The sequence below is a fragment of the Roseovarius sp. YIN77 genome (assembly GCF_057219155.1).
In genome coordinates, this window is record NZ_JBXVVI010000002.1 from 158108 (window position 1) to 180562 (window position 22455).

The following is a 22455-nucleotide window of genomic DNA, read 5'->3' on the forward strand; positions in this document are numbered from 1 at the left end:
AGTGTGGGGGTAATTTTTCGAAATTTCTTGAAGGAGCTTCGCAACATTCAATCGTGTGCGTAGTTGAATCGTGTGAGTGATGCGAATCGGCGAATCAAAAAGCCCCGCCGAAGCGGGGCTTATCAATTTCATTGGGGTTGCGGGTTACAGTTTCCCGGTTAACTCCGGTACAGCAGAGAAGAGATCGGCGACCAGGCCGAAATCGGCAACCTGGAAGATCGGGGCCTCTTCGTCCTTGTTGATCGCGACGATGACTTTGGAGTCTTTCATCCCGGCGAGGTGCTGAATGGCACCAGAGATACCGACAGCAACATAAAGGTCAGGGGCGACAACCTTGCCGGTCTGACCAACCTGCCAATCGTTCGGGGCATAGCCGGAGTCAACAGCCGCACGGGACGCGCCAACAGCCGCACCCAATTTGTCGGCCAGAGCCTCGATCAGGGCAAAGTCGTCTTTGGAGCCAACGCCGCGGCCGCCGGACACAACGACACCAGCAGAGGTCAGTTCCGGACGATCGCTGGCGGCGACCTTGTCTTCGACCCAGGAGCTGAGACCTGGATCAGCGGCAACAGAAACCGTTTCCACAGCGGCAGAGCCACCTTCGCCAGCAGCGTCATAGCTCGCAGTCCGGATGGAGACGACCTTCTTCGCGTCGCGGGATTTGACGGTCTGAATGGCGTTGCCAGCATAGATCGGGCGCTCGAACGTATCACCATCAACGACGCCGGATACGTCTGAGATAACCATCACGTCCAACAGAGCCGCCACACGGGGCAGCACGTTTTTCGCATCCGTCGTGGCCGGGGCGACAATGTGGTCATAACCATCGGCCAGAGACACGATCAGCGCTGCGGTGCTTTCGGCCAGGCGGTGACCCAGCGAGGCATCTTCGGCAACCAGAACTTTGCTGACGCCATCGATTTTGGCAGCGGCGTCACCAGCAGCGGCAGCGGTGCCACCTGCGGCCAGAACGGTGATATCGCCCAGCGATGACACGGCGGCAACGGCCTTGGCGGTTGCGTCCAGCGACAGTTCGCCATTGTTGACTTCGGCGAGAAGAAGAACAGCCATTACAGAGCCCCCGCTTCTTTGAGTTTTTCGACCAGCTCATCGACAGAGCCAACAACAACACCTGCGGCACGGGCCGGGGGTTCATCGGTTTTGACGATTTCCAAGCGTGGGGAGACATCGACGCCGTAATCGGCGGCGGTTTTCTCGTCCAGTGGCTTTTTCTTGGCCTTCATGATGTTGGGCAGCGACGCATAGCGCGGCTCGTTCAGGCGCAGATCAACGGTGATGATGGAGGGCATCTTCACGTTAATGGTTTGCAGACCGCCGTCAACTTCGCGTGTGACTTTCGCGCTGTCGCCTTCGATTTCCAGACCAGAGGCAAAAGTGCCCTGCGACCAACCCAAAAGCGCAGACAGCATCTGGCCGGTGGCGTTCATGTCATTGTCGATGGCTTGCTTGCCGCACAAAACAACGCCGGGCTGCTCTTCCTCGACCACTTTGGCCAGGATCTTGGCAACGGCCAGAGGCTCGATATCGGTGTGCACGTCGTCGGCAGCCACAACCAGGATGGCGCGGTCGGCGCCCATGGCCAGCGCGGTGCGCAGAGTTTCCTGAGACTGTTTGACACCGATGGACACGGCCACGACTTCGTCAGCCTGACCGGCCTCTTTCAGGCGAATGGCCTGTTCGACGGCAATCTCGTCGAACGGGTTCATCGACATTTTTACGTTTGCGAGATCGACACCGCTGCCATCCGCCTTAACACGGACTTTCACGTTATAATCGATCACGCGCTTGACAGGTACAAGCACCTTCATGGGCGTGTGTCTCCTTAGTTGCGGCCTAGAATCTAAGCCTACCCTTAGCTCTCGGGCTGTCTTTACAGAATCGATGCGGCAGAAAACAGGGCAAAATCGACGCACGACGTCCTCGCCGCGTCGGGATCGGCGATTTTTCGTTCACATGATAGACTGCAGACCGGAATCAGCACCAAATGGAAAGACAGCAGAATGGAAAAAGTGGACGGGTTCGGGGGTGTTTTCTTTCGGGCCAAAGATCCCGCAGCCCTTGCAGAGTGGTATGCCACTCACCTGGGGGTCGACAAGGTGCCGGGGGATTATGAAACGCAGCCCTGGCAGCAACAGGCAGGCCCCACGCACTTCGCCCCGTTCCCCGCGGACACCGCCTATTTTGGGGCCCAACAGCTGCAATTCATGCTGAACTTCAGGGTTCGGGATCTGGAGGCGATGATCGCGCAACTACAATCTGCGGGCATAGAGGTGATACGCGGTGAGAATCTGCCAAATGGGAAGTTTGCGCGCCTGTCTGACCCAGAAGGCAATCCGATAGAATTGTGGGAGCCCGCCTGAGCAAATCCCCGCTATTTCCTTTCGCCCGAAACACCTCGGGGTGAATGGCCCAAGGGGCCAGAGGGGCAGCGCCCCTACCTTGCGTACCCCAGACCCTGAAGCGCGACTTTGATTTCATCCAAGATGGCCGGGTCATCAATAGTGGCGGGCATTTTATAGGCTTCGCTATCCGCGATCTTGACCATTGTGCCGCGCAGAATTTTACCGGAACGGGTTTTGGGCAGGCGATCGACAACACAGGCCAGTTTGAAGGCCGCCACCGGTCCGATCTTTTCACGCACCAGCTTGACGCATTCGGCGGTGATCTCGGCGTGGTCTCTTGTTACCCCGCTGGTCAGGCACAAAAACCCCATCGGCAATTGGCCCTTCAGCGTATCAGTCACGCCAATGACCGCGCATTCGGCGACATCTGGGTGGCTGGCCAGAACCTCTTCCATCCCGCCGGTGGACAGGCGGTGACCGGCGACGTTGATCACGTCGTCGGTGCGCGCCATGATGTAAAGATATCCGTCCTCGTCAATCATGCCGGCATCGCCGGTTTCGTAATAGCCCGGGAAGTGTTCAAGATAGGATTTGCGGAACCGATCCTCGGCATTCCAGAGCGTCGGCAGCGTGCCCGGAGGCAGAGGGAGTTTCACCGCAATTGCGCCTAATTCACCCGCCGGTATCGGATGCCCGGCCTCATCCAGAATTTGCACATCCCAACCCGGCATGGGCACAGAGGGGGAGCCAAGCTTGATCGGCAGTTCCTCTATCCCCAGTGGGTTTGATGCAATGGCATAGCCGGTTTCGGTCTGCCACCAGTGGTCGATTACCGGAACGCCCAGTTTTGCCTGGGCCCATTGGATCGTGTCGGGGTCGGCGCGTTCTCCGGCCAAAAATACGGCCTTTAGCCCGCTCAGGTCATATTTTTTGATAAACGCGCCATTTGGATCCTCGCGTTTGACCGCGCGGAATGCCGTGGGCGCGGTGAAGAAGCTTTTGACATTGTGTTCGGAGATCACCCGCCAGAAGGTGCCGGCATCCGGGGTGCCCACAGGTTTGCCCTCGAACACGATGGTGGTGTTGCCGTGGATCAGCGGGGCGTAGCAGATATAGCTGTGGCCGACGACCCAGCCCACATCAGACGCGGCCCAGAAGACCTCACCCGGATCAACGTTATAGACATTTTTCATGGTCCAGTTCAGCGCCACCAGATGGCCCGCAGTCGGGCGTACAACGCCCTTGGGTTGGCCTGTGGTGCCAGAAGTGTAGAGGATATAGGCAGGGTGGTTGCCTTCGACCGGGACACAATCGGCGGGGGTGGCGCCCTGTTGGATATCATTCCAGTCATAGTCACGACCCGGGATCAGGTCGGCCGGTGCCTGATCGCGTTGAAAGATCACGCAGAGTTCCGGCTTGTGTTGGGCCATGTCGATGGCACCATCCAGAAGCGGTTTATAGGCAATCACCCGGTTTGGTTCGATCCCGGCAGAGGCGGCGATGATCGCCTTGGGCTGGGCATCGTCGATGCGCACGGCCAATTCATTGGCGGCGAACCCGCCAAAGACCACGGAATGGATCGCACCCAGGCGAGCACAGGCCAGCATCGCCTCTAACGCCTGTGGCACCATGGGCATATAAATAATGACGCGATCACCCTTTTCCACGCCTTTGGCGCGCAAGGCCCCGGCGAGACTGGCGACGCGGGTCTGAAGTTCGGCATAGGTGATGTTCTGTTTGGTGTCGGTGATCGGGCTGTCATAGATGATTGCAACCTGATCGCCCCGGCCTGCCGCGACATGCCTGTCTATGGCGTTGTAGCAGGTGTTGACCCGGGCATCGACGAACCACTCATAAAGGGGGGCATTGTCGTCAAACAGTGCCTTCGAGGGCGGGGTGTCCCAATCGATCGCCTCTGCCGCCGTCATCCAGAACGATTCAGGATCCGACGTCCAGCTGTCATACACTTCTTTGTATACCATGGTATTCTCTCCCTGCGATTGCCTTGGTGTAAGAAGCGAAGATCGTTCAGGCAAGCCCTGTGAACGCTACCATGACAGTTTGGCGCAGGCAATTTGCACAAATTTGCTGAGCAGCATTGCAAATTTTTGCAAACCCCAAGAAATTTAGCGTTTGAAGAAGCAATCTGTGATGGTTTGCAAAGTTGCAAATCATTGACGTGCAAACTTTACCTGACGGTGTTTATCGTGATTCGTGGATTGCTGAGCGTAACCTGTACCTGACAGATGCTGGAAATCAGCCGTAGTCAGCGACCGAAGTTCCCGCCACGGCAGACATGTTCAAGAGACCGCGTGCCGTGATTGAGGGCGTCACGATATGCGCGCGATTGCCCATACCCATCAGGATTGGTCCGACCTCCAGCGCGCCGGCGCGGGTTTTCATGATGTTGCGCACCGCACTTGCCGCATCGGTGTTGGCAAAGATCAGAACATTGGCGGGGCCTTTTAGTCGCGTGCAGGGCAAAAGCCGGTTGCGAATGTCGGTGTCCAATGCGGCATCCACGTGCATCTCGCCCTCGTAGATGAAATCCTGCGGCTGCGAATCCAGTATCTCCATCGCACTGCGCATCCGCTGGCCGGTATCGCAATTGTGGTTGCCAAACTGAGAGTAGGAACACAGCGCGATTTGCGGTTCGACACCGAAACGGCGCACGTGGCGGGCCGCCGCGATCACGGTGTCGGCAATCTGCTGGGGTGTGGGTTCGGGGTGCACATGGGTATCGGCCACGAAAAGGGGCCCCTCGTCCTGAACCATCAGCGACAAGGCGGCAATGGGGGAAAGTTCACGCGTGCCCAGAATTTGGGTGATATAGTTGAGATGCCATAGATATTGGCCAAATGTTCCACAAATCAGGCTGTCGGCCTCTTCCCGTTGGACCATGACCGCGCCGATCGCGGTTGTGTTGGTGCGCATGATCGCCTTGGCCAGATCCGGGGTGACGCCGCGCCGGGCCATCAGGTGATGATAGGTCTGCCAATAGTCGCGATAGCGTTTGTCTCGTTCCGGGTTAACAATGTCAAAGTCGATGCCCGGACGGATTTTCAAACCGGCCTTTTGGCAGCGGCGTTCGATCACGTCGGGCCGACCGATTAGAACCGGTTTATCGACACTTTCATCCAGCATCGCATAGGCGGTGCGCAAGACGCGTTCGTCCTCGCCCTCGGTAAAGATCACCCGGCGACTGGCCTTGGCTGCGGCCTCAAACACCGGGCGCATGATCAGGGCGGAGCGGAAGACGGATTGGTTCAGTTGCGCGCGGTAAGCATCGATATCGGTGACGGGTCGCGCAGCCACACCCGATGTCATGGCAGCCCCGGCCACAGCACTGGCGACGACACCGATCAGTCGTGGGTCAAAGGGTTTGGGGATCAGATAGTCGGGGCCAAAGGTCAGTTTTTCGCCCTTATAGGCGGCGGCGGCCTCCGCACTGGTGGTTTCGCGGGCCAGGGCGGCGATGCCTTCGACGCAGGCGATTTGCATGTCGTCATTGATCTCTGTCGCGCCCACATCCAATGCACCGCGAAAGATGAAGGGAAAACAGAGGACGTTGTTAACCTGATTGGGGTAATCGGACCTGCCCGTGGCGATAATGGCATCGGGGGCGATGGCGCGTACATCTTCCGGCATGATTTCTGGCGTTGGGTTGGCCAGGGCAAAGACAATCGGCTGAGCCGCCATCTTGGCAACCATTTCCGCCTTCAATACGCCTGGACCCGACAGACCAAGGAACAGATCCGCCCCCTCGATCACCTGATCGAGCGTCCGCAGGTCTGACGCTTGCGCGTAGCAGGCCTTTTGCGGGGTCATTTCGGTGGTGCGGCCCTCATAAACAAGCCCCTCAATATCGCAGAGCCAGACATTTTCCCGCTTCACGCCCAATTTCAGAAGCATGTTGAGGCAGGCGATGCCCGCAGCTCCGCCGCCGGTAGAGACGACTTTGATATCCTCGAACTTTTTGCCCGCCACATGCAGGGCGTTATGGGCGGCAGCCCCGACGACAATGGCGGTGCCATGCTGATCGTCGTGAAAGACCGGGATGCCCATCCGTTCGCGGCAAATCTTTTCAACGATAAAACAGTCGGGAGCTTTGATATCTTCCAGATTGATGGCGCCGAATGTGGGTTCCAGCGCACAGACAATATCGGCCAGCTTTTCTGGGTCGGATTCATTCACCTCGATATCAAAACAGTCGATATTGGCGAATTTCTTGAACAGGACGGCCTTGCCCTCCATCACTGGTTTGGAGGCGAGACCACCGATATTGCCCAGCCCCAATACAGCCGTGCCGTTTGACACAACCGCCACAAGGTTACCACGGGCGGTATAGCGTGCGGCATTGGCCGGGTCGGCTTTGATTTCCAAACAGGCCTCGGCCACGCCGGGGGAATAGGCCAAGGACAGGTCGCGCCCGTTGGCCATTGGTTTGGTCGGGCGAATTTCCAGTTTCCCGGGTTTTGGAAGTTCGTGGTAATTCAGGGCGGGCGTCTGGTTGTCGGTGTCGTTGCTCATCAGAGCCTCCCTGTGAATATGGTTTAACGTTAAACCAAATAATTCAGTGTGTTTTTTGTGATCTAGGGAAATTGGTAGCGGTTTTAGGGAAAACTTGCAAATCTGATCTGTAACGGTGGCTCTGGGCTTGCATCGCGGCGCAGAAGCGATCAGGTTTGACCATGTGATCAAAACCGGAGTTTGAGATGTCGCTGACAGAAGCTGCACGTCTGGTGCGCGAAAACGCCTATGCCCCTTATTCGCGGTTTAAGGTCGGGGCCGCCATCGACAGTGTTGAATGCAATCGCCATCTGGGCTGTAATGTCGAAAACGTGGCCTATCCCGAAGGGACCTGTGCCGAGGCCGGCGCCATTGCGGCGATGATTGCGGCTGGTGACACGCGAATTACTGCGATCGCGGTGATTGCTGATAGTCCGAGCCCGGTGCCACCCTGTGGGGGTTGTCGACAGAAAATTGCAGAATTTGCCGACCGGGATGTACCGGTGACATTGGCCACAACCGGTGGGCAGAGCGTTACCTTGACGGTTGCCGAATTGTTGCCCGGGTCCTTTACTCTGGATCACATGAGCAACGTCTGATCAGTGGATGCGGCAGGGATCATAGCACGGTTGCGGGATCGGCATAAGCTGAGCGCGAAAGAGCTGCGATGGTTTGCTGATGGTCTGGCTAGCGGTGCGGTATCAGATGCACAGGCCGGTGCCTTTGCCATGGCGGCCTTTTTAAACGGGTTGGGTGAAGCCGGGCGCGTTGCGCTGACAGAGGCCATGCGTGATAGCGGTGATGTGTTGCGGTGGGATTTACCGGGGCCGGTGCTGGATAAACATTCGACTGGCGGGGTGGGGGATTGCGTGTCTATCCCACTGGCGCCTGCTTTGGCGGCCTGCGGAGCCTATGTTCCGATGATATCGGGTCGCGGGTTGGGCCATACCGGTGGAACACTGGACAAGCTGGAGGCGATCCCCGGCGTGAACACCCAATTGGATGAGACTGCCCTGCGCCGAATGGTGGGGGATATCGGTTGTGCCATTGTCAGTGCGACGGGACAGATCGCGCCAGCGGACAAACGGCTTTATGCCATCCGGGATGTTACGGGATCGGTGGAAAGCATTGATTTGATCACCGCCTCGATCCTGTCGAAGAAACTCTCTGCCGGGTTGGACGGTCTGGTTCTGGATGTGAAATGCGGATCAGGTGCCTTCATGCCGTCGTTGGAGGAGGCCCGGGCGTTGGCCTGGGCATTGACGGAAACGGCAAATGGGGCCGGGTGCCGGACCGTATCGCTGATCACGGACATGAATCAGCCGCTGGCGCCTTCGTTGGGTAACGCGCTGGAGATTGCGGAGTGCATGGCCGTCTTGGAGGGGCAGTCGGGGTCACCCTTGGCAAAACTGACCTGCCTATCGGGTGGGGAGTTGCTGGCGCTGGGCGGATTGGCGGCGGATACAGCGGAAGGGGCAGAGGCGATCCGTACCACCCTTGGCGACGGCCGCGCGATGGATCGGTTTGGCCGGATGATCACGGCGCTAGGTGGTCCTGCGAATTTCTGCGAGGCGTGGCAGGATTATTTACCCGTGGCGCCAGTAATTATGGATGTACCCGCGCCCAATGCGGGTCATGTTCGGGCGATGGATGGCCGGGCGTTGGGGCACTGTGTGGTTGAACTGGGCGGCGGGCGGCTGATTGACGGGGCCGCGATTGATCCTGCTGTCGGTTTGTCTGGAGTTTTGCGACTGGGGGACCGGATAGAGGCCGGTGATCCGCTCGCGCTGGTGCATGCGGCGGATCGTATGGCGGCAGAGGCCGCGGTTCGGGCCGTGCAGGGCGCGATCGATATCGGGGAGGCCCCGGCGGATACGCCTCTGATCATCGAAAGGATCGCGGGATGAGCCGGGCCTTTCTGATCGTACTGGATTCGGTGGGGTGTGGTGGGGCACCCGATGCGGATCAGTTTTTTAATGGCGACGTGCCTGATGCCGGTGCCAATACGCTGGGTCACATCGTTCAGGCCTGTGCGGCTGGACAGGCAGAGGATGGGCGCTGCGGGCCGTTGCGTGTGCCCCATCTGGATGGATTGGGTCTGGGTGCGGCAATCCGGCTGTCGACCGGGATCGAAACGCCGGGCTTGGTGGCGGAACCGACGGGCCGGTGGGGCGTCGCGCGCGAGGTCAGCAGGGGCAAGGATACGCCATCGGGCCATTGGGAGCTGGCGGGTGTGCCGGTGCCGTGGGATTGGCATTTTTTTCCTGATACGCAACCCGCCTTCTCCCCCGATCTAATGGCATCGTTGGCACATGCGGCGGGGACGGACGGAACGCTAGCCAATTGTCATGCTTCTGGCACGCAGGTGATTGATGATTTCGGGGCGGAGCATCTGCGGACCGGTTGGCCGATTTGCTATACTTCTGCCGACAGCGTGTTGCAGGTCGCCGCGCATGAAGAGGCGTTCGGGTTGGAGCGGCTGTTGACCATGTGCAAGGCGTTGGCCCCTTTGCTGCACGATATGCGGGTTGGACGAGTTATTGCGCGGCCCTTTATCGGGTCGGTTGAGGGTGGGTTCCAGCGCACCACCAACCGCAAGGATATCGCCATTGAACCGCCCGCACCCACCTTGTGTGACTGGGTACAGGGGGCAGGGCGCCGGGTGCAGGCCGTAGGCAAGATCGGTGACATATTTTCGATGCGCGGGATTGATGAGTTGCACAAGGGCAGTGATGCGCAATTGATGACCCATTTGGGCAATTTGGTTGATCATGCGCCCGAGGGCAGCCTGACCTTTGCCAATTTTGTCGAGTTTGATACGCAATACGGCCATCGGCGCGATGTGTCGGGCTATGCCCGCGCGTTGGAATGGTTTGACGATTGCCTGTCTGACCTCTTTGCCCGGTCGCGTCCGGGCGATATGTTCGTCTTTACTGCCGATCATGGCAATGATCCGACCTGGATTGGCACGGATCATACGCGCGAACAGGTGCCAGTGGTGGTGCGGGGGTGTGGGCAGGGCCAGATCGGCCAATGCGGTTTTGTGGATGTCGCGGCCTCTGTCGCGGCGCATCTGGGGGTGCCGGTGCAAGGGCCGGGCAAGAGTTTTATCGCTGATCCGACCTGACGGTGGACAGTATAGCAAGGGAATACAGACATGAATGAACATCTGACCATCGTCGATCATCCGCTGGTACAGCACAAACTGACGCTGATGCGCCAGCAAGGCACGCCCACGGCAGGCTTTCGCCAGCTTTTGCGTGAGATCAGCCAGCTTTTGGCCTATGAGGTGACGCGCGAGTTGGAAATGACCACCAAGCGGATCACCACCCCAATGGCAGATATGGATGCACCGGTTCTGGCGGGCAAGAAACTGGCGCTGATTTCAATCCTGCGCGCCGGTAACGGGCTTTTAGACGGAGTGCTGGAGCTGATCCCGTCGGCCCGGGTCGGGTTTGTGGGGCTCTATCGCGATGAGGAAACGTTGCAACCCGTGCAATACTATTTCAAAGTTCCCGATGCGCTGGAGGATCGGTTGGTCATTGCAGTCGACCCGATGCTGGCCACGGGCAATTCATCCGTTGCGGCGATTGATCTGTTGAAACAGGCAGGTGCAAAGAACATCAGGTTCCTGTGCCTGTTGGCGGCCCCGGAAGGCGTGGCGCGGATGCGTGAGGCACATCCCGATGTGCCAATTGTAACGGCGGCGTTGGATGAAAGGCTGACCGAGATCGGCTATATCACCCCGGGTTTGGGGGACGCAGGCGACCGGATGTTCGGCACCAAGTAAGCCGTTTATTCGATACAGATATTCTGCAGGCTGACCCAATCACCATCGCTGAGCACCTGACGGGCCTGACCCTGTGGCGTGGGGTCAGCCTCGATCAAGGTCAAAGTGGCCTCTCCTGAGACATCAACAGCATAGGCAAAGGGTGTCGAACTGACCCCGGCGGTCTGAAAACGTATCAACAAATCATCCTGATCAACCGACGTGCGCGGGGTTGTCAGTAAATCCTCGGCATAGGTGGTCAGGGCGTCGTCGGGTATCTTGCCAGAGGTCAGCAGCCTGAATGTCGCAACCGGGCCAAGAACCTGAAGCAGGCGTTCCAGCGGATCGACGGTTTCAGCCCGCTGTGCCTCTGCCAGTACAAATCCGGCTGGCACCTCGGGTGTTTCGAAATCTTCTACCAATGCGCGGTTCAGCAGTATGATCCCACCCGGTAAATGGGCCGTTTCCGTAACCCCCGAACGCAAAATCACGATCTGGCTGAAATCGGGGGCCAAGCGCCGCTGAAGGGCGGATAGCGCGCCAACACCACCGGGGCTGTGACAGGGGCGCCCTGACAGACGTTGAATGTTATCGAGAAGCTGCTGTCCAAGCGCCTGGCGGGTCACATCGGGCACCACATTTGCCGTGTGATTGACCAACGCGCCGGGCAACCAGAACACCGCCAGCGCAATGACCACAGCGATGCTGAGCACGAGGCCCGACAGGCGCAGGCGGCCCGGACGCGGTCGTTTGCGCGACACGGCACTGATTACTTTTTCGATTGAGCGGATCATCAGATCCTCTTCGATCTCCAAGGTTTCGGTGCCGTTGGGATCGGGGGTGAAGACCGCAGGGCGTTGGCGTGGGTTCAGACGACGAAGTGCGGCCAGCGACCAATGTGTCAACGCGGTTTCGGTTTTGTCAGACAGGATCAGCGTGGCATCCCCAAAGGATACGATGACCTCCCGCAGCTGAGCGTCGGGGGCTTCGCGCCACAATCCGGTGGATTCAAGCCTTTGATATTTGCTGAGCGCCGTCATGTGACGGGCAGTCCTGCCTGTTGTTTCTGCCTGCGCGCAATCTACATGAGCGTGCTCGGTCACACAACGCGCCACGTCGCGGATTTTACAGTCTTGTCGAAAAAAGCCGTGCAGTTCCGACCAACCCTCTGTAGCAGTCGGACAAGAAGAGGGAGCAGGCAATGTCCGGGACAGTTCACAATCAGATCGTGCGCGGGGCGAGCTTTATCCTGATCGGCATGTTGCTTTTGTCATTTGTTGACAATTTCTTCCCAAGAGCGATGCAAGACGCCGGGCTGTGGCAGTTTCACGCAATGCGGATTGTTCTGATGTTGCCGGTGTTTCTGCTGTTCGCCAAAATGACGGGTGCGCGGATGAGGCCGCGCAGATTTGGGCCGGTCTTGCTGCGCTCCACCACCTTTACTGTGAGCATGGTGATCTATTTTGCCGGATTGGGAATGTTGCCTATTTCGCAAGTGGCGGCAGGGTTGTTCACGTCGCCGATCTGGATTTTGGTGTTTTCTGTCCTGATCTATCGCGACCGGATTGGCCGGTTTCGGATTGCCGCCATGGTGGCTGGATTTTTTGGGGTCTTGCTTGTTCTAAGGCCGGATCCGCAGGATCTGTCTTTGTTATCTTTTATGCCAATTGCATCCGGGGCATTTTATGGTTTGTCCATGTTGTTGACGCGCAAGTTGTGTTCGCAAGAGGATGCTTTTTGTCTAACCGTTGCCGGATTTTTCGGGTTGGGGCTATGCGGTGTGATCGGGTTGATATGGTTTACCTTTGTGCCCACAGTGTCAGCAGAACCTGAAACGGCATTTCTGATGCAGGGATGGGTGACGCCGACAGCGGTGTTCTGGGGCGTTCTGGCGCTGCAGGTGGTTGGGTCAATTGCGGCGGTGAACTTCATCAACCGGGCGTATTTGGTGGCAGACGCCTCTTACATCGCCGTTTTCGAGTATTCATTTCTGGGTTTTGCCGTCGGATGGGCTTGGCTGCTTTGGGGCTCTACGTTAGATACCCTGTCGGCGTTGGGGATCGTGATCATCGTGATTTCAGGTGCCGTGATTGCGTTGCGAAGCCGTTAGGCAAATAACTGTCGCAGGCACAGCCCATCAATCGCGATCCGATGGGTTGCCCGGCATCAGGTCATAAGGATGTTTCCAGCCGGGCAGGGCGGCGATCCGGTCAAGCCAGGCATCGATATGAGGCCAATCGGCGCGGTCAAAACCAAAAGGTTCGGGATAGAACAAGTAGCTGCAGCAGGACAGATCAGCATGGGTTGGGCCATTGCCCACCAGCCAATTGCGATCTTCCAATGCCTTGTCCAGAATGCCAAACGCCACCTTTAGCCGTCCCTGCATGAAACGGATGACCTCTTGCGGGCGCTTTTCTTCGGCACGGAAGTTCATCAAAAACCGTGTTACGCCGATCTGGCTGGACATTTTATGATTGTCCCAAAATTGCCAGCGCAGGACCTCGCGCTGCTCTTCGGGTGTGGTACCGTCAAAAAGGCCGGTTTTTTCGGTAATGTAGTGCTGCATGACACCGGATTGGGTGATTTTGACATCTCCATCAATCAGAACCGGAACCTCTGCCATGGCGTTGATGTTTTCGATGAATTCCGGGCTTCGCGCCTCCCCCCGGAAGAAATCTACGAAAACCGGTTCCCATTTTAACCCGGCGAGTTCCAGCGTCAGCGCTGCCTTGTAAGAGTTTCCGCTTTCGCCAAAGCAGTAGAGTTGAATGGTCATGATCTGGTCCTGTCATTATGCGCGGACGTCCCGGCGGCATGGTTGAACTAAGAGTATTTTTGCCAAAAAGAAAACAGGGGTGAGAGTTAACGTTTGCGTGCCTCTAGCTCTGAGTTAAAAATTCGCAGTCGGGTTGTCAGGTTGTCGTGATCGGTCACGCTGTTGAAATTTTCAAAGAGAAAGGACAGCGCCTCGCCCTCATCCAACCCGGCCTCAGCCGCGAAGCGGCGCAGATTGCGATAGCCGTCTTCTGTCATGGCGACGGGAAATCGGCGGGTCAGGCGCAGGCGTTTGGGCATGTCATTTCCCTTTGCTGACATGCCCGGGAACATGCCTATTCAGAAGTTATCTGCCGACAGCGCCATCACCGTGTCCGCCCCGCTTTCGATACGGGCCAGATGCATGGTTGTGGCAGGCAGTTGCCGCGCCATGTAGTAGCGCGCGGTGGCGAGTTTTGTTTCAAAGAAGGCCGTATCAGAGGCCCCATTGTCAAGCGCATCCTGTGCGGCCTTGGCCATCTGTGCCCACATCAACGCCATGCAGACATGACCGGCCAGATGCATGAAGTCATAGGACCCGGCCAGCGCATGGTTTGGATTCTTCATGCCGTTTTGCATGAAATACATTCCGGCGGCCTGCAGGTCCTTGGATGCCTTTTTCAAAGGCTCGACAAACTCGGCCATGGCTTCGTTTTCGCTGTGTTCCTTGCAGAAAGATTTGATCAAGTCAAAAAAGGCCATCACGTGCTTGCCACCGTCTTGCGGTAACTTTCGGCCGACCAAATCCAACGCCTGAACCCCGTTTGCACCCTCATAAATCATGGTGATCCGGGCATCGCGGGTGAACTGGGACATACCGGTTTCTTCGATATAGCCGTGCCCGCCAAAGACCTGCTGGGCCTGCACAGTCATGTCATAGCCCTTGTCGGTCAGAAACCCTTTCAAAACTGGGGTCAGCAGGCTGATCAGTCCATCGGCGGCGTCATCGTCCATCCGGTGATAACGGTCGATCATCATCGCGCCCCACAGGATGAAAGCGCGGGCGCCTTCGGTAAAACTTTTCTGATCCATCAGGTTGCGGCGGATGTCGGGATGCACGATCAGGGGATCAGCGGGACCATCGGGGTTTTTATCACCGGTCACGTCGCGGCCTTGCACACGTTCCTTGGCATAGATCACGGCGTTTTGGTAGGCGACCTCTGCCTGGGCCAGACCCTGAACGGCGACACCCAGGCGGGCCTCATTCATCATGGTGAACATGGCGCGCATGCCTTTATGTTCTTCGCCCAACAGCCAGCCGGTGGCGTTTTCAAAGTTCATAACGCAGGTCGAATTGCCATGAATGCCCATCTTACGTTCGATATTTCCGCAGGCAACGCCATTGCGCGCGCCAAGGCTGCCATCGTCATCTACCAGAAACTTGGGCACGATGAAGAGCGACACGCCCTTGATCCCCTCTGGCCCGCCGGGGATTTTGGCCAGTACCAGATGGATGATGTTTTCTGCCATGTCGTGTTCGCCGGAAGAGATGAAAATTTTCTGCCCGGTGATCTGATAGCTGCCATCGCCCTGCGGTTCGGCCCGGGTGCGCATCAGGCCCAGATCGGTGCCGCAATGCGGCTCTGTCAGGTTCATGGTGCCGGTCCAGGTGCAGGAGATCATGTTGGGCAGGTATTTTGTTTTCTGCTCTTCGGTGCCGTGGGCGACGATGGCCGAACAGGCGCCATGCGTCAGACCCTGATACATGGTAAAAGCCTGATTGGCAGAGCTGAACATTTCATTCAGAACAGCCCCCATCAGATGCGGCATGCCTTGTCCGCCATATTCAGTCGGCAGATCAAGACCGGTCCAGCCACCCTCGCGCACCTGATCAAAGGCATCTTTGAACCCGTTGGGCGTTCGAACCACACCGTTTTCCAGTTTGCATCCTTCGGTATCCCCGACGACGTTCAGGGGAGTTAATAGATCAGAGGCCAGTTTGCCTGCCTCTTCTAGCACCGCAGAGGTAAACGCCGGATCCAGCTCGTCATATCCGGGAATGTCGCTGTTCTGGACCTTCAACAGGTCATGCAAAAGAAACCGATAATCCTGTGTCGGCGCGGTGTAGATGGGCATTTCATGCTCCGTTATGTGTTGGGTTTTTTCATCGAGGCGAGGACCTGTTCACCCCACTTCAATTGCTCTTCTAACTCGTCAATCGCCTCTGTCAGTTCGTCGCGCTGGACGACCATTTCTTCCAGGCGTTTTTTAGAGGCATTGTAGACCGCGTTATATTGTGTCCATTGCTGATCACCCACATCGTAGAGGTTCAGCAATTCACGAATGTCATCGAGGCTGAACCCAAACCGTTTGCCGCGCAGAATAAGCTTCAGTCTGGCCCGATCACGTGCGTCATAGAGGCGTTTTTGTCCGATGCGCTGAGGAAACAGCAATTCTTTGGCTTCGTAAAATCGAAGCGTGCGCGGGGTGACATCAAACGCATCGCACATTTCGCGAATGGTCAAGATTTCCTGCGTCATGAGTATGTTCCAATTGTTCTCGTATTCAAGTTTAACACAAATAGGGCCGAACCAGCCAAGGTGAAGATATTACGTGGCGTCAAATTTGTTGACGTTTACGTTACGTCATTATCTTGAATGCACATTAACAAATCATCTGCCAAACGGATAGGCCTGCGTGTTCATGCCGAGTTGGGCTGAATTTCGGGGTGAGTTTTGGGAAAGTGCGTTAATCCAGCAATGCGATCGTTTCATCGCGCAACTTTTGCAAATCGGCGATGGTGTCATCCAGTTCCTGGCGCTGCTTGTCCAATTCGATCAATTGCCGATCAGCATGCTCAATCCAGGTCTGAAGCTGTGCCTGCGTCCCTTCGGTTTCATAGATCAACAGCCACTGGCGGATTTCTTCAAGACTGAAGCCAAACCGGCGACCGCGCAGGATCAGAACCATGCGGGCGACTTCGCGTGGGCCATAGAACCGGCTGCGTCCAACCTTGTTGGGCGACAAAAGCTCTATGTATTCGTAATAGCGCAATGTTCGCGGCGTCACCTCGAACCGGGCGCACATATCCTTGAAGCTCAGGCGGGTCTCTTTTTGCGTGTCTTCTTTCATGTGCTCATTGAGTCGGTGTTTGCGCAGTTCACCGTCTGTTTATAGGCGGCTCAGCGTTGGATGAAAATACAAAGGGGCTTGCGCCGAGAATTTTGGTTCCCGTAAGTAGAGGCGACACAATTCGGGTGATGGGTAAGATGATTTCGCAGCAGTTGGTCGATGCACTGCCTTTTTCCAAGGCGCTGGGGCTGAAATTGATCAGCGCCGAAGAAGGGGTCGCGGTGTTGGAAATGCCCTATGATCCGCAGTTGATCGGTGATCCGCAATCCGGTGTCATTCATGGTGGTGCGGTGTCTGCGCTGTTGGATACGTGTTGCGGGGTTTCGGTCATGTGCCATCCCAAAGGGACAATCATGACGGCCACGCTGGATCTGCGTATCGATTACATGCGTCCGGCCAAGCCGGGTGAGCGGATTGTCGCGAGGGCTGAATGCTATCATGTCACGCGTTCCGTTGCCTTTGTTCGGGCACAGGCGTTGGACGAGGATGCCGCCCGCCCGGTGGCCTCTGCCGCTGCGGCCTTCACCCTGAACCATGTTTCAGCAACGTCGGGGGCGAAGTGATGGTCATCAAACCTCTACCGGTGCAGGAAATCAAACAACAACGCGATGCGGCGTTGCAGGCATTGGTCGCGAAGGTGCCCTATGCCGCGTTTTTGGGGGTAAGGTTTGATCGGCGCGGCGATGAATTGACTGCTATCTTGCCGTTTGCCGACAAACTGATCGGCAATCCCGCATTGCCCGCCTTGCATGGCGGGGCGACGGCATCCTTTTTGGAAATTGCCGCGATTACAGAGCTAAGCTGGGGGCAGTTGTGGACACGAATGGCGGGCGGAGAGGTGATCGCGCAGGACCAACCCATTGCCTTGCCCAAAACCATTGATATCACTGTGGATTATCTGCGGTCTGGTCTGCCCAGGGATGCCTATGCGCGGGCGCGGGTGAACCGATTTGGGCGGCGTTATGCCTCTGTCCATGTCGAGGCATGGCAGGACAATCGAGAACGTCCCATCGCGCAGGCCACCGGGCATTTCCTGATGCCAAGCGCCGAATGACCCAAATGAAAGGGGCCGAGGCCCCACTGACCCATCGCCGTGTTTTGGCGATTGCAGTTCCGATCGTGTTGTCCAACGCAACGGTGCCCATTCTTGGCGCGGTCGATACCGGTGTGGTCGGTCAAATGGGGTTGGCGGCCCCCATCGGGGCGGTGGGGATCGGGGCAGTGATCCTGTCCACACTTTACTGGATATTCAGTTTCCTGCGCATGGGCACCACCGGGATGGTTGCCCAAGCGCGTGGGGCTGGTGACATGGCAGAGGCCGGGGCGCTATTGATGCGCGGCGTGATGATCGGCGCTGTCGGGGGGGTGTTGTTCATCTTGGTGCAGGCGGCGGTGTTTGCCGGGGCGTTTTGGTTAGCGCCGGCGTCAGAAGAGGTTGAGGGGCTGGCGCGCAGCTATCTGTCGATCCGCATTTGGGGGGCACCAGCAACGATTGCCCTATATGCCGTCACCGGTTGGTTGATTGCCGTGGAACGGACCAAGGGCGTGTTGGTTCTACAGCTGTGGATGAACGGGCTGAACATCATGCTCGATCTGATCTTTGTCCTGAAACTGGGCTGGGGGGTGGAAGGCGTGGCCATCGCCACATTGATCGCGGAATGGACGGGTCTGGTGCTGGGTCTGTGGCTGTGCCGGTCGGGTTTTGCCGGGGATCAGTGGCGCGATTGGGCGCGGGTGTTTGACCCGGTGCGCCTGCGGCGGATGCTGACGGTGAATGCCGATATCATGGTGCGTTCCGTCCTGCTGACCGTATCTTTTGCCAGCTTTCTGTTTCTGGGTGCGGGGCTGGGGGATGTGACACTGGCCGCCAATCAGGTGTTGGTGCAGTTTCTGGAAATCACCGCCTTTGCGCTGGATGGGTTTGCCTTTGCGGCAGAGGCCTTAGTGGGGGCCGCGGTCGGGGCGGGGTCGCGGGCACGTCTTAGGCGTGCGGCGATCATGGCCAGCCAGTGGGCAGTAGGTGGTGCGATACTGCTGGGCCTGTTTTTCTGGATATTGGGGCCTGCACTCATTGATCTGATGAGCACTGCGCCAGAGGTGCGGGCCGAGGCACGTATCTATCTGCTTTGGGTCGTTGTTGCCCCTATGATCGGGATCGCGTCCTGGATGTTTGACGGCATCTATGTGGGCGCCACATGGACACGAGAGATGCGGCAGATGATGATCCTGTCGGTCTTGGTCTACGTGATCGCGCTGGCAATCTTGTTGCCGAGTTTCGGCAATCACGGGCTATGGTTGGCGCTGATGGTTCTGAACCTGACGCGCGGGCTGACGTTGGGCTGGGCCTATCCACGGTTGGAGGCGCGGGTCGGCGCCTGATCTGTGATCAGAGAATATCCAACACTGCCTCTGGCGGGCGGCCCATGGCGGCCTTGCCGTTGGCGATGACGATGGGGCGTTCGATCAACGCGGGCTTTGCCGCCATGGCGGCAATCAGATCGTCATCAGGGGTATCTTTGGTCAGGCCGAGCTCTTTGAACAGCGCGTCTTTGGAACGCATGATCTCAACCGGTGGTTTGCCCAGCATATCCAGAACGGCGCGGATGTCTTCGGCACTTGGGCCGTCAGTTAGGTACAGGCGTTGTTTGGGTTCAATCCCACGTTCCTGCAACAGCGCCAGTGTCTGGCGGGATTTTGAACAGCGTGGGTTGTGCCAGATGGTGGTCATAGCCAGTCCTCTCTGTTTGTGCCGACGGCATCGGAGATATGTGCAAAGCCATCCCGGGCGAGCAGGTCATCGAGGCCACGGGCGATACGCGGGATCAAAGACAGGCCCTGATAGACCATGGCGGAATAAATCTGTACCGCTGATGCGCCTGCACGAATTTTCGCATAGGCATCTTCTGCAGAGCTGATCCCACCAACGCCGATCAAGGGGATCTGGCCGTCGGTTGCTTTGCTGAGCTTCGCCAGAACGCGGGTGGATTTTTCAAAGAGCGGCGCGCCGGAGAGCCCACCCGCCTGATCGCGATCCGGGCTGGTGAGCCCATCGCGTGATAATGTGGTGTTGGTGGCGATGATGGCGTGAATGCCCGTTGTTCGAGCGACATCGGCAATCTCGAAAATCTCTGTATCCGACAAATCTGGCGCGATTTTCAGGAATACGGGAATAGGTTTCGCGAGTTCGCTGCGGGCGGACATCACACCCGTCAGCAGGGCCGACAGCGCCTCTGCCCCTTGCAGATCACGCAGTTTTTCGGTGTTGGGGGAGGACACGTTCACCGTGGCAAAATCGATATGCGGACCGCAATGGGTCAGGACGCGGGCAAAATCGGCGGCCCGGTCAGCACTATCCTTATTGGCGCCAAGGTTCAGGCCGACGATGCCGGTGGCCGGGCGTTGGGCCAGCCGTGTGCCAATCACCTCCATCCCCTGATTGTTAAAGCCAAAGCGGTTGATCACGGCGCGGTCCTGCGTCAGGCGAAACAGGCGAGGTTTCGGGTTGCCCGGCTGCGGGCGGGGGGTGGCGGCGCCGACCTCGACAAATCCAAATCCCGCCCGGGTCAGGGGGGCGATCGCTTCGGCATTTTTGTCATAACCTGCGGCAAGCCCCACCGGGTTGGGCAGCGAAAGACCTGCAATCTCGGTTTTCAAACGATCAGAGGAGATCGCTCCGGGCAGAGGGGCAAGGCCCGCCCTCAGCGCCTTGTTTGACAGGGCGTGGGCGGTTTCGGGATCGAGCCTGTGCAGCGCGGCGAGGCCGATTTTTTCGCGCATGCTCATTTCATATCCTCTGGAAATTCATGGCCATTGGGGCCAAGCGACAGGGGGCGATGCCAAACAACATCTGTCATACGTAATTCGCGGTAAAGATGGGGAAACAGCGCCGCGCCGCGCGAGACTTCCCATTTCAGATCATCGTCCATGAAATCGGTATCACAGGCCAGTAGGGTCAGGCCATCCTCACCCGCGAAATGCTTGGCTGCGGTTTCAGCCGCCTGCGTCGCGGTTGAAAAATGCACATAGCCATCTGCGATATCGACGGGGGCGCCTGTGGTCTGGCCGTCACGCTGGAGCGTGGCCCATTCATCTGCGCGGAATATCTTGTAAATCAGCATGGGCCCCACATGCCTAAAGGCTGCGTCAGCGTCAAGCACCCGCATCTACGTGGCGTCATGCTGTGCATCAGGTTTTGACTCTGGACGAAGGCAGAGTCACTCTCTGGCCATCAACAGTGAGGTTTGTCATGACAAATAAATTACTCCTCTCAGCCGCAGCACTTGCCCTGACCTCGGGCATGGCAATGGCAGAGTATTCCCTGACCATTTTGCACACCAATGATTTCCACGCCCGGTTTGAGCCGATCTCGAAATATGATTCGGGCTGTGGCGCGGAAGATAACGCAGAAGGCAAATGTTTTGGCGGTTCCGCCCGGTTGGTCAGCGCGGTTGCTGATGCGCGGGCACGGTCGAACAATTCGATTCTGGTCGATGGAGGGGATCAGTTTCAGGGCACGCTGTACTACACCTATTACAAAGGTGCTGTCGCGGCCGAGATGATGAACAAGATGGGCTATGACGCCATGACCGTGGGCAACCACGAATTTGACGATGGCCCCGAAGTGCTGCGTGGTTTCGTGGATACCGTCGGTTTTCCCGTGCTGATGTCCAATGCCGAGTTTGGTGGTGAGCCGCTAATTGCTGATGCGATCCAAAAGTCCGTTGTGATCGAGCAGGGCGGCGAGAAGCTGGGCCTGATCGGCCTGACGCCCGAGGACACACATGATCTGGCGAGCCCCGGTCCGAATGTGACCTTCACCGATCCTGTGGCCGCGGTTCAGGTAGAAGTTGACCGGCTGAGCGCCGAGGGTGTGAACAAGATTATTGTTCTTAGCCATTCCGGCTATGTCGTCGATCAGCGTGTGGCGGCGGAAACCACGGGCGTCGATGTGATCGTGGGTGGGCATTCCAATACACTTTTGTCCAACATCAATGACCGCGCGGTGGGGCCATACCCAACCATGGTCGGCAATACCGTGATCGTGCAAGCCTATGCCTATGGCAAGTTTCTGGGCGAGTTGAACGTCACCTTTGATGATGATGGCAATTTGACAGAGGCTGTAGGTGAGCCCCTGATCATGGATGCAGCGGTGGCAGAGGACGCGGGAACAGTTGCGCGGATTGCCGAACTGGCCGTGCCATTGGATGAGATCCGCAACAAGGTAGTTGCCAATGCAGACAGCGCGATAGAGGGCAATCGCGACGTCTGTCGGGTGCAGGAATGTGCCATGGGCAATCTGGTTGCTGACGCAATGCTGAACCGTGTCCAGGATCAGGGTGTGACCATTGCGATTGCCAATTCCGGTGGCTTGCGGGCCTCTATAGATGCCGGTGAGGTTACAATGGGCGAGGTGCTGACTGTGCTGCCATTCCAAAACACGCTGTCCACCTTCCAGGTGTCGGGCCAGACGGTGATTGATGCGCTAGAAAACGGGGTGAGCCAGGTTGAAGAGGTCAAAGGCCGCTTCCCGCAGGTGGCGGGTCTGCAGTTTGTCTGGGATCCCTCGGTTGCCTCGAATGAGGGCCGGGTGAGCGAAGTGTTGGTGATTAATGGGGGCAATTGGGTGCCAATTGATCCTGCCGCGACCTATACGCTGGTGTCCAACAATTTTGTCCGTGGTGGTGGGGACGGCTATAAAATGTTCCGCGATGCCGACAATGCCTATGATTTTGGCCCCGATCTGGCCGATGTCACGGCAGAGTATTTAGGCTCTCACCCCTCATACCAGCCATATACTGATGGCCGTATTCGGCAGAAATAAGCTGCCAGAATCCCGTTGAACACGTCTCAGGCGCGCCAATGGTGCGCCTGTTTTTTGTTGGTTGATTGGATCGTGTTAAGATTGTCGTAAATTTCTGCATAATGGGG

General features: G+C 57.6%; 23 protein-coding genes. 10 read left to right on the forward strand and 13 right to left on the reverse strand.

The genetic code is table 11. From position 1 onward, the window contains the following. Nucleotides 1-144 precede the first annotated feature (144 nt). Both AC2D8P_RS04530 and AC2D8P_RS04535 read right to left on the reverse strand, forming a co-directional pair. The gene (locus tag AC2D8P_RS04530) at nucleotides 145-1071 is read right to left on the reverse strand and encodes an electron transfer flavoprotein subunit alpha/FixB family protein (protein ID WP_484700868.1); all 927 of its coding nucleotides are present in this window, start codon (nucleotides 1069-1071) and stop codon (nucleotides 145-147) included. Next, a complete protein-coding gene (locus tag AC2D8P_RS04535; RefSeq protein ID WP_484700870.1) occupies nucleotides 1071-1829 on the reverse strand; it encodes an electron transfer flavoprotein subunit beta/FixA family protein in 759 nt (252 codons plus the stop codon). Before AC2D8P_RS04535 ends, AC2D8P_RS04530 begins: the two co-directional genes overlap by 1 nt. A gap of 192 nt (nucleotides 1830-2021) precedes the next feature. On the opposite strand from AC2D8P_RS04535, the gene AC2D8P_RS04540 reads away from it, so the two are divergent. After that, a complete protein-coding gene (locus AC2D8P_RS04540) occupies nucleotides 2022-2381 on the forward strand; it encodes a VOC family protein (RefSeq protein ID WP_484700872.1) in 360 nt (119 codons plus the stop codon). Between the two features lie 74 nt (nucleotides 2382-2455). Here AC2D8P_RS04540 and prpE read toward each other — a convergent pair whose 3' ends face one another. Next, the gene (gene prpE / locus AC2D8P_RS04545; RefSeq protein ID WP_484700874.1) at nucleotides 2456-4345 is read right to left on the reverse strand and encodes a propionate-CoA ligase PrpE; all 1890 of its coding nucleotides are present in this window, start codon (nucleotides 4343-4345) and stop codon (nucleotides 2456-2458) included. A gap of 274 nt (nucleotides 4346-4619) precedes the next feature. Further along, entirely contained in the window at nucleotides 4620-6893 is a 2274-nt protein-coding gene (locus tag AC2D8P_RS04550; RefSeq protein WP_484700875.1) for an NADP-dependent malic enzyme, read from the reverse strand. Nucleotides 6894-7078: 185 nt separating this feature from the next. On the opposite strand from AC2D8P_RS04550, the gene AC2D8P_RS04555 reads away from it, so the two are divergent. Genes AC2D8P_RS04555 through upp form a run of 4 tightly spaced genes read left to right on the forward strand, consistent with a single transcriptional unit; the run spans nucleotide 7079 to nucleotide 10662 of the window. Continuing rightward, complete coding sequence (locus tag AC2D8P_RS04555; protein WP_484700877.1) at nucleotides 7079-7471, forward strand: cytidine deaminase; 393 nt, start codon at nucleotides 7079-7081, stop codon at nucleotides 7469-7471. A 3-nt stretch (nucleotides 7472-7474) separates the two neighbouring features. Continuing rightward, nucleotides 7475-8779, forward strand: coding sequence for a thymidine phosphorylase (locus AC2D8P_RS04560; RefSeq protein WP_484700878.1), 1305 nt, complete (start codon nucleotides 7475-7477; stop codon nucleotides 8777-8779). Next, nucleotides 8776-9999, forward strand: coding sequence for a phosphopentomutase (locus AC2D8P_RS04565; protein ID WP_484700880.1), 1224 nt, complete (start codon nucleotides 8776-8778; stop codon nucleotides 9997-9999). Before AC2D8P_RS04560 ends, AC2D8P_RS04565 begins: the two co-directional genes overlap by 4 nt. 30 nt (nucleotides 10000-10029) lie before the next feature. Next, nucleotides 10030-10662: a uracil phosphoribosyltransferase gene (upp, locus tag AC2D8P_RS04570; protein WP_484700881.1), complete on the forward strand. Its 633-nt coding sequence runs from the start codon at nucleotides 10030-10032 to the stop codon at nucleotides 10660-10662. 5 nt (nucleotides 10663-10667) lie between these two features. Here upp and AC2D8P_RS04575 read toward each other — a convergent pair whose 3' ends face one another. After that, on the reverse strand, nucleotides 10668-11744 hold the full coding sequence (locus AC2D8P_RS04575; RefSeq protein WP_484700883.1) for a hypothetical protein: 1077 nt from the start codon (nucleotides 11742-11744) through the stop codon (nucleotides 10668-10670). 98 nt (nucleotides 11745-11842) lie between these two features. Here AC2D8P_RS04575 and AC2D8P_RS04580 point away from each other — a divergent pair, with 98 nt between their 5' ends. Then, nucleotides 11843-12751, forward strand: a complete 909-nt coding sequence (locus AC2D8P_RS04580) for a DMT family transporter (RefSeq protein ID WP_484700884.1) — start codon at nucleotides 11843-11845, stop codon at nucleotides 12749-12751. A gap of 27 nt (nucleotides 12752-12778) precedes the next feature. On the opposite strand, the gene AC2D8P_RS04585 is transcribed toward AC2D8P_RS04580, so the two are convergent. The 5 genes from AC2D8P_RS04585 to AC2D8P_RS04605 form a co-directional block, all read right to left on the reverse strand. Beyond that, nucleotides 12779-13417 carry a glutathione S-transferase family protein gene (locus tag AC2D8P_RS04585; protein ID WP_484700886.1) on the reverse strand — a complete coding sequence of 213 codons (639 nt, stop codon included), beginning with the start codon at nucleotides 13415-13417 and terminating at the stop codon, nucleotides 12779-12781. Nucleotides 13418-13503: 86 nt separating this feature from the next. Continuing rightward, nucleotides 13504-13716: a hypothetical protein gene (locus tag AC2D8P_RS04590; RefSeq protein WP_484700888.1), complete on the reverse strand. Its 213-nt coding sequence runs from the start codon at nucleotides 13714-13716 to the stop codon at nucleotides 13504-13506. Nucleotides 13717-13755: 39 nt separating this feature from the next. Then, complete coding sequence (locus tag AC2D8P_RS04595) at nucleotides 13756-15531, reverse strand: acyl-CoA dehydrogenase C-terminal domain-containing protein (RefSeq protein WP_484700889.1); 1776 nt, start codon at nucleotides 15529-15531, stop codon at nucleotides 13756-13758. 11 nt (nucleotides 15532-15542) lie between these two features. Continuing rightward, entirely contained in the window at nucleotides 15543-15935 is a 393-nt protein-coding gene (locus AC2D8P_RS04600; RefSeq protein WP_484700891.1) for a MerR family transcriptional regulator, read from the reverse strand. 208 nt (nucleotides 15936-16143) lie between these two features. Next, the gene (locus AC2D8P_RS04605) at nucleotides 16144-16527 is read right to left on the reverse strand and encodes a MerR family transcriptional regulator (protein WP_484700893.1); all 384 of its coding nucleotides are present in this window, start codon (nucleotides 16525-16527) and stop codon (nucleotides 16144-16146) included. Nucleotides 16528-16664: 137 nt separating this feature from the next. On the opposite strand from AC2D8P_RS04605, the gene AC2D8P_RS04610 reads away from it, so the two are divergent. From AC2D8P_RS04610 to AC2D8P_RS04620, 3 genes are read left to right on the forward strand one after another with little or no spacing between them, the layout of a single operon-like run. Further along, entirely contained in the window at nucleotides 16665-17090 is a 426-nt protein-coding gene (locus AC2D8P_RS04610) for a PaaI family thioesterase (RefSeq protein WP_484700894.1), read from the forward strand. After that, nucleotides 17090-17581: a PaaI family thioesterase gene (locus AC2D8P_RS04615; protein WP_484700895.1), complete on the forward strand. Its 492-nt coding sequence runs from the start codon at nucleotides 17090-17092 to the stop codon at nucleotides 17579-17581. The genes AC2D8P_RS04610 and AC2D8P_RS04615 overlap by 1 nt, the downstream gene beginning before the upstream one ends. A 5-nt stretch (nucleotides 17582-17586) precedes the next feature. Beyond that, on the forward strand, nucleotides 17587-18906 hold the full coding sequence (locus tag AC2D8P_RS04620; protein ID WP_484701107.1) for an MATE family efflux transporter: 1320 nt from the start codon (nucleotides 17587-17589) through the stop codon (nucleotides 18904-18906). A 7-nt stretch (nucleotides 18907-18913) separates the two neighbouring features. Here AC2D8P_RS04620 and arsC read toward each other — a convergent pair whose 3' ends face one another. Genes arsC through AC2D8P_RS04635 form a run of 3 tightly spaced genes read right to left on the reverse strand, consistent with a single transcriptional unit; the run spans nucleotide 18914 to nucleotide 20645 of the window. After that, the gene (arsC, locus tag AC2D8P_RS04625; RefSeq protein WP_484700897.1) at nucleotides 18914-19255 is read right to left on the reverse strand and encodes an arsenate reductase (glutaredoxin); all 342 of its coding nucleotides are present in this window, start codon (nucleotides 19253-19255) and stop codon (nucleotides 18914-18916) included. Beyond that, nucleotides 19252-20310 carry a quinone-dependent dihydroorotate dehydrogenase gene (locus AC2D8P_RS04630; protein ID WP_484700898.1) on the reverse strand — a complete coding sequence of 353 codons (1059 nt, stop codon included), beginning with the start codon at nucleotides 20308-20310 and terminating at the stop codon, nucleotides 19252-19254. Before AC2D8P_RS04630 ends, arsC begins: the two co-directional genes overlap by 4 nt. Next, complete coding sequence (locus AC2D8P_RS04635) at nucleotides 20307-20645, reverse strand: DUF952 domain-containing protein (protein ID WP_484700899.1); 339 nt, start codon at nucleotides 20643-20645, stop codon at nucleotides 20307-20309. The genes AC2D8P_RS04630 and AC2D8P_RS04635 overlap by 4 nt, the downstream gene beginning before the upstream one ends. 128 nt (nucleotides 20646-20773) lie before the next feature. On the opposite strand from AC2D8P_RS04635, the gene AC2D8P_RS04640 reads away from it, so the two are divergent. Next, on the forward strand, nucleotides 20774-22348 hold the full coding sequence (locus AC2D8P_RS04640; protein ID WP_484700901.1) for a bifunctional metallophosphatase/5'-nucleotidase: 1575 nt from the start codon (nucleotides 20774-20776) through the stop codon (nucleotides 22346-22348). The last annotated feature ends 107 nt before the right edge of the window (nucleotides 22349-22455 follow it).

What these genes read in the sequence shown, in the direction of transcription:
- AC2D8P_RS04635 (WP_484700899.1), bottom strand. Translation starts at nt 20,645, where the DNA reads ATGCTGATTTACAAGATATTCCGCGCAGATGAATGGGCCACGCTCCAG.
- AC2D8P_RS04610 (WP_484700894.1), top strand. Translation starts at nt 16,665, where the DNA reads ATGATTTCGCAGCAGTTGGTCGATGCACTGCCTTTTTCCAAGGCGCTG.
- AC2D8P_RS04550 (WP_484700875.1), bottom strand. Translation starts at nt 6,893, where the DNA reads ATGAGCAACGACACCGACAACCAGACGCCCGCCCTGAATTACCACGAA.
- AC2D8P_RS04590 (WP_484700888.1), bottom strand. Translation starts at nt 13,716, where the DNA reads ATGCCCAAACGCCTGCGCCTGACCCGCCGATTTCCCGTCGCCATGACA.
- AC2D8P_RS04565 (WP_484700880.1), top strand. Translation starts at nt 8,776, where the DNA reads ATGAGCCGGGCCTTTCTGATCGTACTGGATTCGGTGGGGTGTGGTGGG.
- AC2D8P_RS04620 (WP_484701107.1), top strand. Translation starts at nt 17,587, where the DNA reads ATGAAAGGGGCCGAGGCCCCACTGACCCATCGCCGTGTTTTGGCGATT.
- AC2D8P_RS04580 (WP_484700884.1), top strand. Translation starts at nt 11,843, where the DNA reads ATGTCCGGGACAGTTCACAATCAGATCGTGCGCGGGGCGAGCTTTATC.
- AC2D8P_RS04630 (WP_484700898.1), bottom strand. Translation starts at nt 20,310, where the DNA reads ATGAGCATGCGCGAAAAAATCGGCCTCGCCGCGCTGCACAGGCTCGAT.
- AC2D8P_RS04540 (WP_484700872.1), top strand. Translation starts at nt 2,022, where the DNA reads ATGGAAAAAGTGGACGGGTTCGGGGGTGTTTTCTTTCGGGCCAAAGAT.
- AC2D8P_RS04615 (WP_484700895.1), top strand. Translation starts at nt 17,090, where the DNA reads ATGGTCATCAAACCTCTACCGGTGCAGGAAATCAAACAACAACGCGAT.
- AC2D8P_RS04600 (WP_484700891.1), bottom strand. Translation starts at nt 15,935, where the DNA reads ATGACGCAGGAAATCTTGACCATTCGCGAAATGTGCGATGCGTTTGAT.
- upp (WP_484700881.1), top strand. Translation starts at nt 10,030, where the DNA reads ATGAATGAACATCTGACCATCGTCGATCATCCGCTGGTACAGCACAAA.
- AC2D8P_RS04530 (WP_484700868.1), bottom strand. Translation starts at nt 1,071, where the DNA reads ATGGCTGTTCTTCTTCTCGCCGAAGTCAACAATGGCGAACTGTCGCTG.
- prpE (WP_484700874.1), bottom strand. Translation starts at nt 4,345, where the DNA reads ATGGTATACAAAGAAGTGTATGACAGCTGGACGTCGGATCCTGAATCG.
- AC2D8P_RS04555 (WP_484700877.1), top strand. Translation starts at nt 7,079, where the DNA reads ATGTCGCTGACAGAAGCTGCACGTCTGGTGCGCGAAAACGCCTATGCC.
- AC2D8P_RS04640 (WP_484700901.1), top strand. Translation starts at nt 20,774, where the DNA reads ATGACAAATAAATTACTCCTCTCAGCCGCAGCACTTGCCCTGACCTCG.
- AC2D8P_RS04585 (WP_484700886.1), bottom strand. Translation starts at nt 13,417, where the DNA reads ATGACCATTCAACTCTACTGCTTTGGCGAAAGCGGAAACTCTTACAAG.
- AC2D8P_RS04535 (WP_484700870.1), bottom strand. Translation starts at nt 1,829, where the DNA reads ATGAAGGTGCTTGTACCTGTCAAGCGCGTGATCGATTATAACGTGAAA.
- arsC (WP_484700897.1), bottom strand. Translation starts at nt 19,255, where the DNA reads ATGACCACCATCTGGCACAACCCACGCTGTTCAAAATCCCGCCAGACA.
- AC2D8P_RS04605 (WP_484700893.1), bottom strand. Translation starts at nt 16,527, where the DNA reads ATGAAAGAAGACACGCAAAAAGAGACCCGCCTGAGCTTCAAGGATATG.
- AC2D8P_RS04595 (WP_484700889.1), bottom strand. Translation starts at nt 15,531, where the DNA reads ATGCCCATCTACACCGCGCCGACACAGGATTATCGGTTTCTTTTGCAT.